A 17,406-nucleotide genomic window follows, 5' to 3' on the forward strand; every position below is an offset into this window, starting at 1 on the left:
AAAAACCCCCGTTGTATGGCTGGCAACAGAGGTTTTCCGATCAAAGAAGAATCCTTGAGGGAGTTTCTTTGATAAGAATGATTTCTACTAGACTATACTTGGATTTAACAGGGATGTCAATCAGATTCTAAGGGGAAAAGCCACCGCAAATTCCCGGAACCATGGGCTTTCCCTTGAGCCAAAGCCCCCTTACAACAAGCTTTTTCCCATTCGTTTTTTTTCGAAAACCTACAAAAAAAGGAAGTTGCAATTTTACTTGCGACTTCCTTTTTTATTTTAGTATTTCCGGACAGGCTCCACTACGAGATAACGATAAGGTTCGTCACCTTCCGAATGGGTCTGAATGGCGTCGTCTTTACTTAAAGCCGAATGAATTTGCTTTCGTTCAAAAGCCGGCATTGGTTCCAAAAAGACCGGTTGTCCAGTACGTTTGACTTTCTCAGCAGTACGTTGAGCCAAACGTTCCAAGATGGCTTGCCGTTTTTGACGGTAATCCCCTACATTCACCACTACGGAAAGCTTGTTTTTTGCCACCCGGTGAATGAAGACTTGAGCCAAATACTGCAAAGCATTTAACATCTTACCGTGTTTGCCAATCAGCACCCCTTGTTTTTGTGTGTCTAATTGAAAGACGATTAGATTTTCTTGGCGTTCCATCTTAACCAGTGCCGGGGCATTTAATTCTTTGGTGATATTCGTCAAATACAAAGCCAGCTGGGTCAAAGCCGCCTCGTCGTCTAATTCGGACAAAACTTGTTGAATGCTTGGTTCTGCTACGGGTTCTGGTGTTTCCAGCGTTTCGGTAACCGTCACTTGGGCCACTGGTTGTGCTTCCTCTATGACTTCTTCCACGGTTTCCGTGACTGCTTCACTGATTTCTTCTGTTACGGAAGGTTCAATGGAAACCCGGGCATTCTTTTTCCCCATACCCAAAAAGCCTTTTTTGGCTTCTTCCAATACTTCAATCACCGCTTCATCCTTGGTGATGTTTAAAGCCGCCAGCCCTTTTTGAATCGCTTCTGCTGCGGTACTGCCTTCATAAATTGGCATCGCTATCTACCTCCTTAGTATCCTTATTTATAGTATAGAAAAACCACCATCTAAAAGACAGCAGTTTTTCTAAAAGCGATTAGCGTTTTTTGTTGCGTTTTTTCTTCGGATTCAAAGCTTTCTGTAAGCTCCGTTCCTTTTCCCGTTGAATCCGGGCCAATTCTTCCCGTTCCCGACGAATCTTGAATGGGTTGTTGATCAATAAAGTTTGAACTACTTGGAACGCATTGGAGACTACCCAGTACAAGGACAAACCACTGGCCAAGTTGATCCCCATTAATAGAATCATCAATGGCATGGCGAAGTTCATGATCTTCGTAGTTGGATTAGGTTCCAATTGGCTCATACTAGAAAGGTAGGTACTTAAGAAGGTAAAGATTGCCGCCAAGATTGGCAAAATGAAGTACGGGTCCCGACTACCTAGTTCCAACCAGAGGAATTTCCCTTGGGTCAAATCTGGTGTCCGTTGAATGGATTGCCACAGTGCCATCAAAATCGGCATTTGCACCAGCATTGGCAGACAGCCGATGTACGGGTTGACCCCATTTTCGGCGTAAAGTCGTTGTTGTTCATCCCGCAATTGTTGTTGTGTTTCTGGATCCCGAGAAGAATACTTTTGTTGCAAAGCTTTTAATTGTGGTTGCAAGTCTTGGGTCTTACGCATGCTCTTGTTTTGGAAGTGCATTAAAGGCAAGAGAATGATTCGGATGATTAGTGTAAATAAGATAATCCCAATCCCAGCATTGCCAAAGGATAGTGCTTTAATCGCTTGAGCGAAGTTGTAGACGATGTAACGGTCCCAGAAGCCCTCACTTTGAGCAGTGACCTCTCCTCGACCACAGGCAGACAAGACGACGACTAATGCCAGCATCCCCGCCATTAAGATAATACGTTTTTTGTTTTTCAATGGACGAATTCCCCTTTACCAAATGACATTAAATTATTTTTGCGAGCTTTAAGACATGTTGGAGATTTTGCATGACTTCCTTGCTATCACAAGTGCTTACAGAGGGCCGAGCGATGACGATAAAGTCTAGCTCTGCCTCGATGGCTGGGGCAAGTTCTTGCAGTGAGGCCCGCAGCATGCGTTTGACCCGATTGCGCATTACCGCATTCCCCACCTTTTTGCCCACGGAAAGCCCCACGCGAAAATGCGCTTGTCCAGGCTTTGCCAAACGGTAAACGACAAATTTGCGATTGGCACAGGATTCTCCTTTATGAAAAACCCGTTGAAAATCTTCTTCAGTTTTAACACGATAGGCCTTTCTCATGACAGATCCTTCATTTCTTCTAAAATCGTTTACTCACTTTCCAATCATACCATATTATGACGCTTCACTTCATCTGTTAAATACAAAAAAACTGGTAGCCTCTCCCGTTGAATTCGGAAGGACTGCCAGTTGATTTGGCCAAAGAAAAAACCACTGGGGTCCAGTGGCTTAAGCAGCTAAGACTTTACGTCCTTTACGACGACGTGCTGCAATCACACGACGACCATTTTTAGTGCTCATACGTTTACGGAAACCGTGAACTTTTTGGCGTTTACGTTTGTTTGGTTGGTAAGTTCTTTTCATTATTGTCCACCTCCATAAGAGTCGATTCTTCTTTTACTTCAGACATACTTTGATAGTATACCTAGTAACTTACAACTTTGTCAATTGTTTTTTCATTCCCTCAAAAATCCTCTGTCCTCTGTTAAATGAGTTTTCCACAGATTTTTGGCGAAAAACGGCTTTTTTCTGCTGCCATTTTTCCGCAAAAAAGATATCCACAAGCATTTTTTTTGCTTGTAAATCATTGTGGATAATTTTTTGGGCTCATTTTTTTCACACAATCTTTTTCACCGGTTTTCCCCAAATACCCACAGGTTGGAAAAGTTTTCCACAATCAATATTTTTCATGTGGAAAAGTGCAACGAACGCTGATATACCAGATAGACTATTTCCCATCTACTTGTGGATTACTTTTGGGAAAAGAGCGATTATCCCCATTTTTTTAGTCCCTGTGGATTTCTTTTTTCCCTCTTGTGATTTCCCTTTCACCTAGTTATTCACACCTGTGGATACTTTTCAATCTCATTTTTTCTTCTCTGCTTTTTTAACGTAATCTGTGGAAAACTTTTCGTGAACGTGATAAATTAGGAGTACATTTAAAAAGGTTATGGAACTCGAGCCTCTTATTTTGATGCAGCTTTTCGCAATCATCATAGGTGGCTTGTGGGTTTTTGTTGGTAAAAACCCCCTATCCTCGTTTTATCTAACGTCTATTGCCTGCGAGGAGGACAGCTATGCAATCTATCGAAACCATCTGGCCCTTGATGCTAGATAGTTTAAAAAATGTCTTAAATGAATTGAGCTTCGAAACTTGGGTGAAACCCAGTAAGCCGATCTCTTTAGAAAACGATCAACTTTTAATTGAAGTCCCTACCCCTTATCACATCCATTATTGGAACAAACACATTGCTGGCAAGTTTGTGGAAATCAGTTTCCGCTTATTTGATCAAGAAATTATTCCAAAATGTGTTGTCCCTGAAGAGTTGGAAGAGCAAGCCGTGGCCCCGAAAAAAGCGGCCCCTCCTGCTCCGAAACCAGATCCGAATAATTCCGTCTTAAATCCTAAGTACACCTTTGATACTTTTGTCATTGGGAAAGGCAACCAAATGGCCCACGCGGCGGCTTTAGTGGTGGCGGAAGAACCTGGCTCGATCTACAACCCTTTGTTCTTCTATGGTGGTGTGGGTCTTGGGAAAACCCACTTGATGCACGCGATTGGTCATCAGTTGTTGCAAAACAATCCTTTAGCCAAAATCAAGTATGTCAGTAGTGAAAACTTCACCAACGATTTTATTTCCTCCATTCAGAACAATAAAATGGACGAATTTCGCAAAGAGTACCGCAGCGTGGATCTACTATTAGTAGATGATATCCAGTTTTTGGAAAACAAAGTCGAAACCCAAAATGAATTCTTCTATACTTTTGAAGAGCTCTACAAAAACAACAAGCAGATCGTCTTAACCAGTGATCGCTTGCCTAGTGAGATTCCGACATTGCCGGAACGCTTGGTTTCCCGCTTTGCTTGGGGCTTATCCGTGGACATCACACCCCCGGATTTGGAAACCCGAATTGCAATTTTGCGTAAAAAAGCCGAAGCGGAACGTTTGGAGATTCCTGATGACACCTTGAGCTACATCGCCGGTCAAATCGACTCCAATATCCGGGAATTAGAAGGCGCCTTGGTACGGGTGCAGGCTTTTGCTACTATGAACAACGCCGATATCACCACTAGTTTAGCGGCTGAGTCCCTAAAAGCCTTAAAAAGTAACGGTGGCGCCGCGCAATTGTCCATCTTGCAGATTCAAGAGGAAGTGGCGAAGTATTACCACATTTCCTTAAAAGATCTCAAGGGCAAAAAACGGGTGAAAAGCATCGTGGTTCCTAGACAAATCGCCATGTATCTCTCCCGGGAGCTAACGGACAATTCTTTACCGAAAATCGGTGCGGATTTTGGCGGCAAGGACCATACCACGGTTATTCATGCCCACGAAAAGATCCAACAATTGCTGGAAAAAGATGCTACGATTCAAAATGAAGTATCCGAGATTAAAAATCTCCTCTTCAACTAGTTGTGGAAAAAAAGCGCACTTTGCTTTATTTTATCCACAAGTTTTCCACAGTGGATAACTCAGTGTTCATCTAGCTTTAGGAGACTTATCCACTGTTCACACAGAGCCTACGACCTCTATTACTTATTTTCCTAAAATCATTCAAATAAAAAGGAGTGTTCCCCGAACATGAAAGTTACTTTAAACCGTGCAGTCTTCATTCAAGAACTGGCTACCGTGCAACGGGCAATTTCGACCAAAACCACAATCCCGATTTTGACTGGGGTAAAAATTGAACTAAAAGAATCTGGCTTAGTCTTAACTGGTAGCAATGCCGATATTTCCATTGAAACCATTTTGGACAAAGACAATGAAAAAGCCGGCATGGACATCGCTTCTACAGGAGCAATCGTGTTACAAGCCCGCTTCTTCTCTGAAATCGTTCGAAAACTTCCAGAAGATACATTTACGTTAGAAGTCATCGAAAACAACCAAGTTTCCATCACTTCTGGGAAGGCAAACTTTATCGTGAATGGCTTGGATGCAGACAACTATCCTCATCTACCAATCGTGGAACGCACCAATGAAATGACTCTTTCTGTGGAACTGTTAAATCAATTGATCAGTGAAACGGTCTTTGCAGTTTCGCAACACGAAAGCCGGCCAATCTTAACTGGGGTTCACTTTGTTTTAGAAAACCAAAAGCTTTTAGCCGTGGCTACTGACTCCCATCGCCTAAGCCAACGGATCATCCCCATGGAACAAGGTGGCGCCTTTAATATCGTGATTCCTGGGAAGAGTTTGGTAGAACTTTCCCGTTCATTAGGTGATAAAGAAGAAGACGTGGAAATCAGCATTATGGAAAACCAAGTTCTTTTCAAAACGAAGAACATGCTCTTTTACTCTCGTTTGCTGGAAGGAAATTACCCTGACACCAATCGCTTGATTCCGACTTCTTTCGATACGGAAATTGAATTTAACGTGCCATCCTTCTTGGCGGCCATCGAACGGGCTTCGTTGCTATCCCATGAAGGACGCAACAACATCGTTCGCTTGTCCATTACAGAAGAAAATGTCATCTTGTACGGCAATTCCCCAGAAGTCGGGAAAGTAGAAGAAGACTTGAACTATGAAAAAATTACCGGAGAACCATTGGACATCTCCTTTAATCCAGACTACATGAAAGCTGCTTTACGGGCATTTGGCGATATGAGCATCACGATTAAGTTTATTTCTCCAGTGCGCCCCTTCACTTTGGAACCAGCGGAAGGTCAAGGAGACTTCATCCAACTGATCACCCCAGTTCGAACAAACTAAGAAGGTTTCAGATGGCAGCAGTGGCCATTTAGGCACTGCTGCCTATTAGGGAGACGATTTGCGGCGAAATCTGTTATGATTCGCCGCTTTTTTCAGAAAAACTGAAAAACAACTGTCATACTTTCATAAAAAGCCATTCCTAAAAAAACCCCTCTAAAATCGTTTTTGAGGGGTTTTTTCGATTTTGTATCTCTTTTATCGAAAATGACTAACTCTGCTGAGAGGGAAAAATAGCAAGATAAATTTGTATTCTCCTTTGAAAAAAGGTATAATAATACTATCTGTTTACGGGTGAAATGAGGGCTGAAAATGAAAGAAAAAATTTATTTACGCCAAGACGCTGAGTATATGACCCTGGGACAAGTCCTAAAAGAAGTCAATGTGATTTCCAGTGGTGGGGCTGCGAAGTGGTACTTAGCGGAAAATACCGTTTTGATCGATGGCGAGCCGGATAACCGTCGTGGCCGCAAGCTGTACCCTGGCATGATGGTGGAAATACCAGAGGCGGGTACTTTTTTTATGGCCAAAAAGGATCGCAACGATGCGGCTGAATAAGTTGCATCTAGGAAACTTCCGGAATTATCGGGAATTGGATTTGACCTTCGAGAAAAACATTACGATTTTTCTCGGGGAAAATGCCCAAGGGAAAACCAATCTCTTGGAAAGCATCTATGTCTTAGCCATGACTCGCAGTCACCGGACGAATAACGAACAAGAGCTGATTGCTTGGGATCAAGAGGAAAGCTATCTGGCCGGGGAGCTGGAAAAACACGGTAGTACCTTGCCCTTGGAGATTACTTTGACCAAAAAAGGTCGTAAAACCAAGGTCAACCATATCGAACAAAAGAAACTCTCCAGCTACGTGGGTCAGATGAACGTGATTCTTTTCGCTCCAGAAGATCTTTCTTTGGTGAAAGGTTCTCCTCAAGTGCGGCGGAAATTTTTGGACATGGAAATCGGCCAGATTGATCCGATTTACTTGTACAACTTGGTGCAGTACCAGCGAGTTTTAAAGCAGCGGAATCAGTATTTGAAGCAAATCGCCACTAAAAAAAGCGATCCGCTGTACCTCGAGGTTTTAGATGAGCAGTTGATCGACTTTGGTAGCAAAGTTCTCTTGGCGCGGCAAGATTTCATCCAGCGCTTGGAGTATTGGGCCAATCGTTTACACCAAAAGATCAGTCAAGGCAAAGAAACCCTGACATTGACGTACCTGTCCTCAGCCTTTGGGGAAGAGACGACTTTGGAGGGAATTACCCAGTCTTTTGGCGAGGCTTTGAAAAAGGCCCGGGACAAGGAATTGTTTCGTATGAGTACCCAAGTAGGTCCGCACAGAGACGACGTGGCCTTTGCCATTAATGAGCGGGACGTGCAGACGTATGGTTCTCAAGGACAGCAACGAACCACCGCTTTAAGCGTGAAACTAGCGGAAATCGACTTGATGAAAGAAGAAACCGGAGAATACCCGATTCTTTTGTTAGACGATGTGATGAGTGAACTGGATGATTCTCGGCAATTGCATTTGCTAGAGACGATTGAAGGCAAAGTCCAGACGTTTTTAACTACCACCACTTTGGAACACGTGAAAAATAAGATGACGGTGGAGCCGGCGATTTATTATGTTACCCAAGGAGTTCTGCAACCAGAACTTCAAGGATAGAGTTTTACATAGCGAGGTGGGCGGACTACCTCACCTGGAGTATTGAAAGGAGTAGCATGAATGTCAGAAGAGAAGAGTTTACAAGAACGGGCCAAGTCCTATGACGCTAGCCAGATCCAAGTCTTAGAAGGTTTGGAAGCCGTGCGCAAACGTCCGGGGATGTACATTGGTTCTACCAGTGGTGAAGGTTTGCATCACTTGGTTTGGGAAATCGTTGATAACTCGATTGATGAAGCTTTGGCAGGCTTTGCCAGCAAAATCGAAGTAATCGTTGAAAAAGACAATAGCATTACCATTAAAGACGACGGCCGAGGCATTCCAATTGGGATTCAAGCAAAGACCGGTCGCCCAGCAGTGGAAACTGTCTTTACCATCTTGCATGCCGGTGGGAAATTTGGCGGCGGAGGCTACAAGGTCTCCGGTGGGCTCCACGGGGTTGGGGCTTCTGTCGTAAATGCCCTTTCCACGAGCCTAGACGTTAAAGTTTACAAGGAAGGCAAGATTTACTTCCAAGAATACCGTCGTGGTGCTGTGGTGGATGATCTGAAAGTCATTGGCGAAACGGAAGCGCACGGGACTACTGTGCACTTTGTTCCCGATCCAGAGATTTTCACGGAAACCACCGTCTTTAACTTTGAAAAACTAGCGACTCGGGTTCGGGAGTTGGCCTTCTTAAACCGAGGCTTACGCATCTCCATTGAAGACTTACGCCCAGAAGAACCCGTTTTACGGGAGTATCACTTCGAAGGCGGGATCAAGAGCTACGTGGAACATTTGAATAAAGGCAAAGATGTCCTTTATCCAGAACCGATTTACTTGGAAGACGAACAACAAGACATCGCTGTGGAAGTCTCCATGCAATACACCAATAGCTACCACACGAATATTTTGAGCTTTGCTAACAACATTCATACTTATGAAGGCGGGACCCATGAATCCGGCTTTAAGACGGCTTTGACGCGGGTCATTAATGACTACGCTCGGAAACAAAAATTGATGAAAGATAACGATGAAAATCTTTCCGGGGAAGATGTCCGGGAAGGTTTGACCGCAGTGATTTCCATCAAGCATCCGGATCCTCAGTTTGAAGGGCAAACCAAGACCAAACTAGGTAACTCCGAAGTGCGGACGGTAGTGGATCGCTTATTCTCAGAGCATTTCATGAAGTTCTTAATGGAAAATCCAACAGTGGGCCGACAAATCATCGAAAAAGGGATCGTAGCTTCCAAAGCTCGGATGGCGGCTAAGCGCGCTCGGGAAATGACCCGTCGCAAAGGTACGTTGGAAATCAGCAATCTCCCTGGGAAATTAGCCGATTGTTCCTCCAATGATCCGGAAAAATGCGAATTGTTTATCGTCGAAGGAGATTCCGCCGGTGGTTCAGCAAAACAAGGTCGGAATCGGGAATTCCAAGCGATCTTGCCGATTCGTGGGAAGATCTTGAATGTGGAAAAAGCCAGCATGGATAAAATTTTAGCCAATGAAGAAATTCGTTCCTTGTTCACTGCCATGGGTACCGGTTTCGGAGGCGATTTCGATGTCTCTAAAGCTCGTTACCACAAATTGGTTATCATGACCGATGCGGACGTGGACGGGGCTCACATTCGGACGCTGCTATTGACCTTGTTCTATCGTCACATGCGCCCGATTGTGGAAGCTGGGTATGTCTATATCGCGCAACCACCATTGTACGGGGTGAAACAAGGGAAAAACATCACCTATGTGCAACCAGGCAAAGACGCAGAAGAACGTCTGCAAGAGACGATTGCGGCACTACCTGCAACTCCTAAAGCGACGGTTCAGCGTTACAAAGGTTTAGGGGAAATGGATGATCACCAATTGTGGGAAACCACCATGGACCCAGAAAACCGCTTGATGCTCCAAGTTTCCGTGGACGATGCAGCCGAAGCGGATCAAATCTTTGAAATGCTGATGGGAGATCGGGTAGAACCACGGCGGGCTTTCATTGAAGAAAATGCCCATTACGTGAAGAATTTGGATATTTAGGAGGGAAAAAACGGTGGAAGATCAAAAAGAGAACATCCAAGAGGTCAACCTTACCAGTGAAATGAAGACCTCCTTTATCGACTATGCCATGAGTGTTATCGTGGCCCGGGCTTTACCAGACGTCAGAGATGGTTTGAAGCCTGTGCACCGGCGGATTTTGTACGGCATGAGCGAATTAGGGGTTACTCCGGACAAGCCTCATAAGAAGTCAGCCCGGATCGTCGGGGATGTTATGGGTAAGTATCACCCCCACGGCGACAGTGCGATTTACGAATCCATGGTGCGCATGGCGCAACCATTTAGCTACCGCTACATGTTAGTGGACGGCCATGGTAACTTTGGTTCCGTGGATGGCGACGGCGCCGCGGCTATGCGGTATACCGAAGCCCGCATGAGTAAATTGGCTTTGGAAATGCTACGAGACATTAACAAAAATACCGTGGATTTCGTCAGCAACTACGATGATACAGAACGGGAACCGGAAGTTTTACCAGCGCGCTTCCCGAACTTACTAGTTAATGGAACCACCGGGATTGCCGTGGGGATGGCGACGAATATCCCTCCTCACAACTTGCGGGAAGTTACCGCAGCCATCGAATTGATGATGGCTAATCCCGATGTGACCACCAATGAATTGATGGAAGTTTTACCGGGACCAGACTTCCCTACTGGGGGCTTGGTCATGGGCAAATCCGGCATTCGTCGGGCCTATGAAACCGGGAAAGGTTCGATTACTGTGCGGGCCAAAGTGGAAATCACTGAAATGCCGAATGGGAAAGAACGGATTTTGGTGACGGAACTGCCTTACATGGTCAACAAAGCCAAATTAATCGAACGGATTTCAGAATTGCACCGGGACAAACGGATCGAAGGCATCACTGATTTGCGGGATGAGTCTTCTCGAGAAGGCATGCGGATTGTCATCGACGTACGCCGCGATGTGAGCGCGTCTGTTATCTTGAACAACTTGTACAAAATGACCGCCTTGCAATCTTCTTTTGGCTTTAACATGTTGGCCATTGAAAAAGGCGTGCCGAAGATTTTGAGCTTGAAAGAAATCTTGGCCAATTACATCGAGCACCAACAAGAAGTCGTGACTCGACGGACTCGTTTCGATAAGGAAAAAGCGGAAGCCAGAGCTCACATTTTAGAAGGTTTGCGCATCGCTTTGGATCATATCGATGAAATCATCGCGATTATCCGTGGATCCAATACCGACGATGAAGCGAAAACCACGATGATGGAGCGCTTCAAGCTCTCAGATCGCCAAGCCCAAGCCATTTTGGACATGCGTTTGCGTCGTTTAACCGGTTTGGAACGGGGGAAAATCGAAGCCGAATACCAAGAACTTTTGAAATTGATTGAAGATTTGAAGGACATCTTGGCTCGTCCAGAACGAGTATTGGAAATCATTTTGACGGAATTAAAAGACATTGCTGCCCGTTTTGGCGATGATCGTCGCACGGAACTCTTAGTCGGAGAAGTCTTGAGTCTAGAAGATGAAGACTTAATCGAAGAAGATGAAGTGGTCATTACTTTGACCAATAACGGCTACATCAAACGGGTTTCTAACAGCGAGTTTAGAGCGCAACGCCGGGGCGGCCGTGGTGTCCAAGGCATGGGCGTTCACGATGAAGACTTCGTGAAGACCCTAGTTTCTTGTTCTACCCATGATACTCTGCTCTTCTTTACTAATATGGGGAAAGTCTTTAAAGCAAAAGGCTATGAAATTCCTGAATACGGCCGGGCCGCTAAAGGAATTCCGGTGATCAATCTATTAGGTATCGACTCCAACGAGCAGATTCAAACGATTATTGCCGTGAACGGTGGGCCGACTTCTGGACGTTTCTTGTTCTTCTGTACTCGTCTAGGGATTGTGAAACGGACTTCCGTGGAAGCATTTGCCAATATCCGTAGCAATGGTTTAATCGCCATTGGGCTTAAAGACGGGGACGAATTAGTCAGCGTCTTGGAAACAGATGGCGAGTCCAATATCATCATCGGTACTCATACAGGTTATTCCGTAACCTTTGCCGAAGCAGCCGTTCGAGACATGGGCCGTACCGCAGCCGGTGTTCGAGGAATTCGTCTGCGAGATGAGGATTACGTGGTGGGAGTTGCGCCGATTACTCCGGAAAAAGAAGTCCTAGTTGTGACCGAAAATGGCTACGGCAAGCGAACTTCGGGTAGTGAGTACCCAGTGAAAGGCCGTGGCGGGAAAGGGATTAAGACCGCAAATATCACGGCGAAGAATGGTCCATTAGCCGGCTTGACCACGGTGGATGGGGATGAAGATATCATGGTCATCACCGATAAAGGGGTCATTATCCGCTTTAACGTCGGGGATGTTTCTCAAACCGGTCGGGCAACATTGGGTGTCCGTCTAATGCGCATGGAAGACGAATCAAAAGTCATGACCATGGCCGTAATCGAACCGGAACCAGAAGTCGAAGAAGTTGAGGAGACCGCTGGAGCGGAAGATGTAACAGAAGCGCCAGAAACAACGGAAGAAGACTAATACTTGCTCTAAATTGACCGCTACCTTTTTGAAGGTGGCGGTTTTTTTTAAGTTGGGCGTGGAGCCCTGTTGAGGTCGCACAGCGTCCGAAACAAAAAACTACCCGCTATGCGGGTAGAGAATCAGAGGCTATGCCACCAAAAATCCCATTCCTGTCGTACAATTGGGTTGTTCAGGCTCAATTGAAAGGAATGGGATTTTTGGCAAATAAAACAAACAGCTTAGCGCATACAAAATGGATGTGTAAGTATCATATTGTATTTACACCAAAGTATAGACGGAAACTAATTTACAATCAAGTACGGCGAGATTTAATTGAGATCTTCCAACTCTTGTGCAAGTACAAAGGAGTCGAAATTATCGAAGGACATATGATGCCAGATCATGTTCATATATTGGTAAGTATTCCACCCAAAATTAGTATCTCTTCATTTGTTGGCTATTTAAAGAGCAAAAGTGCCTTACAAATTTTTGATCGTCATGCCAACTTGAAATATAAGTATGGCAATCGAAAATTTTGGGCAGAAGGATATTATGTTAGTACCGTGGGATTAAACGAAAAAACAATCGCAAAGTATATTCGGGAACAGGAATCACACGATATCGCACTCGATAAATTGAGTGTACGAGAATATGAAGACCCATTTTCAGATGGTGGCTTCAGAAAAAAATAAACCGGTTTGACCGGTAAGTGAAAGTGCCAAGGGCATTGAGCCTGAACAAAGTGAAGGATAACGTCTTTAGGCGTAGCCATAGCAACAAGGGGTTACACCCGCAGAGCAAACCACCCGTTAGACGGGTGGTAATGATTGTCTGGTTTTGTATAGTGAAACGAAATCTGACCCCTCTTTACTCGTGGGTACAAAAGTGCAGTCTCCAATTTGGGGATAACCTTGATTTTGGCTGAATTGAGTTATCCACTGGGAATAACTCGTAGAAAAGAAAATAAAACTATAAAAACTTATCCACAGTGGATAAGTTCCAGTCGAAGTTAATTGCAATAAGTTATAGGACTGCAACAGTATTCCCTCTTCCGGTTTTGATTACGAAAGTTGAGCGCTTTTGGAGAAATGCGGCTAAGGGCTCTAGTAGGCTCTTAGAGAAGTTTAAAGCTTGCCAGGTCTCTTTTTATCGATTCTCTGACTAAAACGCGCTGGTGAGCAAATTAACAGGGGTATTTTTTGAGTGATCGCCACTTAAGCAGCAAAGATGAGATGTGCTATTTTTTTACGACAGTCGTGATTTTTTAGCGAGGAATGGCGTATTTGCTAGTGGAGAAGTCAGGTAGTCTTAGGACAGAAAAAACTTGCCTTTTAGGTGAGTTTCCTGTATAATTTTACTTTGTGAGCACTGAATACATCAGTTGCTCTCTCTGCTCTCAGGCAAGCTGAGGGCCAAAGACCATAGGGAGGTGAAAATCAATGGAAAACACGAAGTATGAAATCATGTACATCATTCGTCCAAACATTGATGAAGAAGCAAAATCTGCTTTGATCGAACGTTTCGATACAATCTTGAAAGACAACGGTGCTGAAGTCGTTGAATCAAAAGATTGGGAAAAACGCCGCTTAGCGTATGAAATGAACGGATTCCGTGAAGGTATCTACCACATCGTGAAAGTTACTTCTCCATCAACTGGCTCTGCAATCAATGAATTTGATCGTTTGGCTAAAATCAATGGCGATATCTTGCGTCACATGATTGTGAAAGAAGAAGCTTAAACAACTGAATTGTTTCACGTGAAACAATTTGAAAATGTGGAGAGGAGTGAATTCTTTTGATTAACAATGTCGTATTAGTCGGTCGTTTGACCAAAGACCCTGACCTACGTTATACCGGTAATGGAACGGCGGTGGCTACGTTTACTCTGGCTGTCAATCGGAACTTTACCAATCAAACCGGCGATCGGGAAGCTGATTTCATCAACTGTGTGATTTGGCGTAAATCTGCGGAAACCTTAGCCAATTATGCCCATAAAGGCACATTGCTTGGGGTGACGGGACGTATCCAAACCCGGAATTATGAAAACCAGCAAGGTCAACGAGTTTATGTTACTGAAGTCGTAGCGGACAATTTCCAATTGTTGGAATCCCGTTCGGCCTCTGAAAAACGTCAACAAGCAGGTGGCGATAACTTCAACAGCAACCAAAATAACTTTGGTGCAGCAAGTGGTGGGCAGTCTTCCGGTAACAACTCCTTTGACAATCAAAAGCAATCTTCTCAACCATTCAATGGAATGCCGAATTTCGACCGGGATACCGCTGATCCATTCAGCAATTCTGGCACGTCAATCGACATTTCCGATGATGATCTACCATTTTAAAAAATGGGTAACTTGATAGGAGGGAATTTAAATGGCACAACAACGTAGAGGCGGACGTAAACGTCGTAAAGTAGACTATATTGCAGCAAACCATATCGAATACATCGATTATAAAGATACTGAATTGCTAAAACGTTTCATCAGCGAACGAGGAAAAATCTTGCCTCGTCGTGTTACCGGTACTGGTTCCAAGAATCAACGTAAATTGACGATTGCAATCAAACGGGCACGGATCATGGGCTTGCTACCATTCGTAACTGAAGATTAAGCAAACGCTCAAACTCCTGACAATTATTTGTCAGGAGTTTTTTGTTTCACGTGAAACATTTTAAAAGTGGTCTACCTTGAGAGGTTTTCAACTAATCAGCTAAGGTTGTCCGTCGCCCAAATCAGCTCCTTGTGCTAAAATAGAGTCAGTGGACTCGCTTAAAAAGCAATAATGTATATTTATACACTTTTGATTGTTGGGGAAACTCCTGATGATCATTGAAAGGAGTGAGGGAATGACCAAGAACCAATTCACAAAAGTCCTCCTGCTATTGACCTTATTGCAGGTTCTTTGTGTGTTATTGATTCCCTGGCGCTGGGTTACCGCACTGATTCTGTGTATCGGTGCTTTGGTGATTTATCTGCTTTACCGCAGAGTCCAGCAGCTACTGAAAATGACTGAAGCGGAGCGGATTACCAAATCGGCAAATTTGGCGGAGGAAAACTCGGAGTATTTGTCGCGACAAGCCCCTTTTCCTTTGTATATGTACGATGACCAATTGGAAATTAGTTGGATGAATGAACAAGCGATTCACCTACATGACCAATTGGATACGGATTTATGGCATGAGCAATTGGTACCAGCCATCAAAAAAGGCAATGTCAGCGGTCAAGTTGTGGGACAGAAAAAGACCCTACGCTACCAGATTGACTTTCAAAAACGCATCGTCTACTTAATGGATATCACCAGTGAAAATACCGCCATTCGCCGGCAGCAAGTGCAACAGGTGGCCATCGGGTTTATCTCGGTAGACAATTATGACGATGCCATCGATCAAATGGACGACAAAGAAGTGGCCTATCTGAATTCCTTTGTGACCACTTTTATCTCCGATTGGGGCGATGAGTATCAGATTTACTATAAGCGGCTAAATGCGGAACGCTTCTTCTTCACGGCCCGTTTGGAAGATATCATGAAGATGGAAGCGGATAAATTTTCCATTGTGGAGCGGTTGCGCAAAGCCGCCAGCGATCAGAATATCCCATTGACCATTAGCATGGGGATCTCATATGGGGACGATTCCTTAGAGAAAATCGGGGACACGGCGCAAAATAACTTAGATATCGCTTTGGTTCGTGGTGGTGATCAGGTGGTCTTAAAAGATGTGCGGGAAAGTGCCAAACCGAAATTCTACGGAGGCACTACTACTAGCACTGCTAAGCGCACCCGGGTTCGTTCCCGGGCTATGAATACCGCTTTAAAGAAGATTTTCCAACAGTCCGAAGATGTCTTTATCATGGGCCATCGTTTTCCGGATATGGATGCCATTGGCTCGGCTTTTGGGGTCTCTTGTTTGGCGGATTTCCAGCAGAAACGCAGCTATATCGTGGTGAATGAAGCGGAGCTGATTCCCGATGTGGAGCGCTGCATCGCAGAAATTCATAAACATCCTGAGATGGAAGCGAAGCTGATCACCATTGAAGAGGCCATGGAGAAAGTGCAGCCTAATAGTCTCTTAGTCATGGTGGATTATCATAAACCTTCCATGTCGATTTCTCAGGAGCTTTACGATCGGTTTGAACAAGTGGCGATTATCGATCATCATCGTCGGGGAGAAGAGTTTCCCACGAAGCCTTTGCTGACTTATATCGAGTCTTCGGCCTCTTCGGCTTCGGAATTAGTGGCGGAATTGATTCAATACGAGGGTGGCCGGAAACCTTTGGATCGCTTTACTGCGACTTTGATGTTGGCGGGGATTTTTGTGGATACGAAGAATTTTGTGGTACGAACTAGTCCTCGGACGTTTGATATCGCTAGTTATTTAAAAGCGAACGGTGCCAGCACGGATTTGATTCAATATTTACTTAGTTCCGATTTGACCTCATTCTTGGAAATCAGTGAGCTGGTGGCGAAGAGTCAGTTTATCACTCCGGATATTGTGGTAGTTTGCGGGGAAGAAGATCACTTGTATGATAATGTGACCACGGCAAAAACCGCCGATACACTGTTATCTATGAATGGTGTGGAGACCTCGTTTGTGATTACTCGTCGCAGTGAACATCAGGTGGCTATCAGCGCCCGGAGCACAGGGAAAGTCAACGTGCAAGTGATTATGGAAGATTTGGGCGGTGGCGGGCATTTTACCAATGCGGCCACCCAGATCAAGGATAAAACACTACACGAAGTCCAAGAGATGCTTTATAATAAAATACAGCAGGTTTTAAAGGAGGAAACATCATGAAAGTCATTTTCTTACAAGACGTAAAGGGCAAAGGAAAAAAAGGTCAGATTAAAGAAGTACCGACTGGCTATGCTCAGAACTATTTGATTAAAAATAACTTGGCAAAAGAAGCCAATAAAGGCAATATCTCTGTTTTAGCGGGACAACAAAAGGCCCAAGCGAAACACGATGCGGAAATTTTGGAAGAAGCCAAAGCTTTAAAGGCGGAGTTAGAAAAGGAAGACACCGTAGTGGAAATCAAAGCCAAAGCCGGAGAAGACGGCCGCTTGTTCGGATCGATTCCATCTAAGCAAATTGCCGATGCTTTGCAAAAGCAATTCAAACTAAAAATCGACAAACGGAAATTGGACTTGCCAAATCCAATTCGTAGCTTAGGCTATACGAAAGTACCGGCTAAACTCCACAGTGAAGTGACGGCTGTTTTAAACGTGCACGTGGTCGCCGAGTAATCAAATAACCAACTAGAAGTATTGCGGAGGA

Annotated in this window: 16 protein-coding genes; 12 read left to right on the forward strand and 4 right to left on the reverse strand. The window is 44.5% G+C overall.

Features of this window, described 5'->3' with window-relative positions; translation table 11 throughout:
• Positions 1-276 precede the first annotated feature (276 nt).
• The 4 genes from jag to rpmH form a co-directional block, all read right to left on the reverse strand.
• Positions 277-1,050 carry an RNA-binding cell elongation regulator Jag/EloR gene (jag, locus tag I579_RS03895; protein WP_010752687.1) on the reverse strand — a complete coding sequence of 258 codons (774 nt, stop codon included), beginning with the start codon at positions 1,048-1,050 and terminating at the stop codon, positions 277-279.
• A 79-nt stretch (positions 1,051-1,129) separates the two neighbouring features.
• Positions 1,130-1,957 carry a YidC/Oxa1 family membrane protein insertase gene (locus I579_RS03900; protein ID WP_010752688.1) on the reverse strand — a complete coding sequence of 276 codons (828 nt, stop codon included), beginning with the start codon at positions 1,955-1,957 and terminating at the stop codon, positions 1,130-1,132.
• A gap of 28 nt (positions 1,958-1,985) precedes the next feature.
• The gene (gene rnpA / locus I579_RS03905; protein ID WP_010752689.1) at positions 1,986-2,321 is read right to left on the reverse strand and encodes a ribonuclease P protein component; all 336 of its coding nucleotides are present in this window, start codon (positions 2,319-2,321) and stop codon (positions 1,986-1,988) included.
• Positions 2,322-2,489: 168 nt separating this feature from the next.
• The gene (rpmH, locus tag I579_RS03910) at positions 2,490-2,624 is read right to left on the reverse strand and encodes a 50S ribosomal protein L34 (protein WP_010752690.1); all 135 of its coding nucleotides are present in this window, start codon (positions 2,622-2,624) and stop codon (positions 2,490-2,492) included.
• Between the two features lie 713 nt (positions 2,625-3,337).
• Here rpmH and dnaA point away from each other — a divergent pair.
• The 12 genes from dnaA to rplI all read left to right on the forward strand — a co-directional run bounded on the left by dnaA (position 3,338) and on the right by rplI (position 17,375).
• Positions 3,338-4,672: a chromosomal replication initiator protein DnaA gene (dnaA, locus tag I579_RS03915; RefSeq protein ID WP_010752691.1), complete on the forward strand. Its 1,335-nt coding sequence runs from the start codon at positions 3,338-3,340 to the stop codon at positions 4,670-4,672.
• A gap of 168 nt (positions 4,673-4,840) precedes the next feature.
• A complete protein-coding gene (gene dnaN, locus I579_RS03920) occupies positions 4,841-5,968 on the forward strand; it encodes a DNA polymerase III subunit beta (protein WP_010752692.1) in 1,128 nt (375 codons plus the stop codon).
• 309 nt (positions 5,969-6,277) lie between these two features.
• Positions 6,278-6,523, forward strand: coding sequence for a S4 domain-containing protein YaaA (yaaA, locus tag I579_RS03925; RefSeq protein WP_010752693.1), 246 nt, complete (start codon positions 6,278-6,280; stop codon positions 6,521-6,523).
• Positions 6,510-7,628: a DNA replication/repair protein RecF gene (gene recF / locus I579_RS03930; protein ID WP_010752694.1), complete on the forward strand. Its 1,119-nt coding sequence runs from the start codon at positions 6,510-6,512 to the stop codon at positions 7,626-7,628. The genes yaaA and recF overlap by 14 nt, the downstream gene beginning before the upstream one ends.
• 60 nt (positions 7,629-7,688) lie before the next feature.
• A complete protein-coding gene (gyrB, locus tag I579_RS03935; RefSeq protein WP_010752695.1) occupies positions 7,689-9,635 on the forward strand; it encodes a DNA topoisomerase (ATP-hydrolyzing) subunit B in 1,947 nt (648 codons plus the stop codon).
• A gap of 13 nt (positions 9,636-9,648) precedes the next feature.
• The gene (gyrA, locus tag I579_RS03940; RefSeq protein ID WP_010752696.1) at positions 9,649-12,153 is read left to right on the forward strand and encodes a DNA gyrase subunit A; all 2,505 of its coding nucleotides are present in this window, start codon (positions 9,649-9,651) and stop codon (positions 12,151-12,153) included.
• Between the two features lie 191 nt (positions 12,154-12,344).
• Complete coding sequence (gene tnpA / locus I579_RS03945) at positions 12,345-12,827, forward strand: IS200/IS605 family transposase (RefSeq protein WP_169337950.1); 483 nt, start codon at positions 12,345-12,347, stop codon at positions 12,825-12,827.
• A gap of 747 nt (positions 12,828-13,574) precedes the next feature.
• Positions 13,575-13,874, forward strand: a complete 300-nt coding sequence (gene rpsF, locus I579_RS03950; RefSeq protein WP_010755044.1) for a 30S ribosomal protein S6 — start codon at positions 13,575-13,577, stop codon at positions 13,872-13,874.
• Positions 13,875-13,930: 56 nt separating this feature from the next.
• Positions 13,931-14,476, forward strand: coding sequence for a single-stranded DNA-binding protein (gene ssb / locus I579_RS03955; RefSeq protein WP_010755045.1), 546 nt, complete (start codon positions 13,931-13,933; stop codon positions 14,474-14,476).
• Positions 14,477-14,507: 31 nt separating this feature from the next.
• On the forward strand, positions 14,508-14,744 hold the full coding sequence (rpsR, locus tag I579_RS03960) for a 30S ribosomal protein S18 (RefSeq protein ID WP_010755046.1): 237 nt from the start codon (positions 14,508-14,510) through the stop codon (positions 14,742-14,744).
• Positions 14,745-14,979: 235 nt separating this feature from the next.
• Entirely contained in the window at positions 14,980-16,926 is a 1,947-nt protein-coding gene (locus I579_RS03965; protein ID WP_010755047.1) for a DHH family phosphoesterase, read from the forward strand.
• Complete coding sequence (gene rplI / locus I579_RS03970; RefSeq protein ID WP_010755048.1) at positions 16,923-17,375, forward strand: 50S ribosomal protein L9; 453 nt, start codon at positions 16,923-16,925, stop codon at positions 17,373-17,375. Before I579_RS03965 ends, rplI begins: the two co-directional genes overlap by 4 nt.
• The last annotated feature ends 31 nt before the right edge of the window (positions 17,376-17,406 follow it).

The sequence above is a fragment of the Enterococcus asini ATCC 700915 genome, assembly GCF_000407365.1.
Classification (GTDB): domain Bacteria; phylum Bacillota; class Bacilli; order Lactobacillales; family Enterococcaceae; genus Enterococcus_C; species Enterococcus_C asini.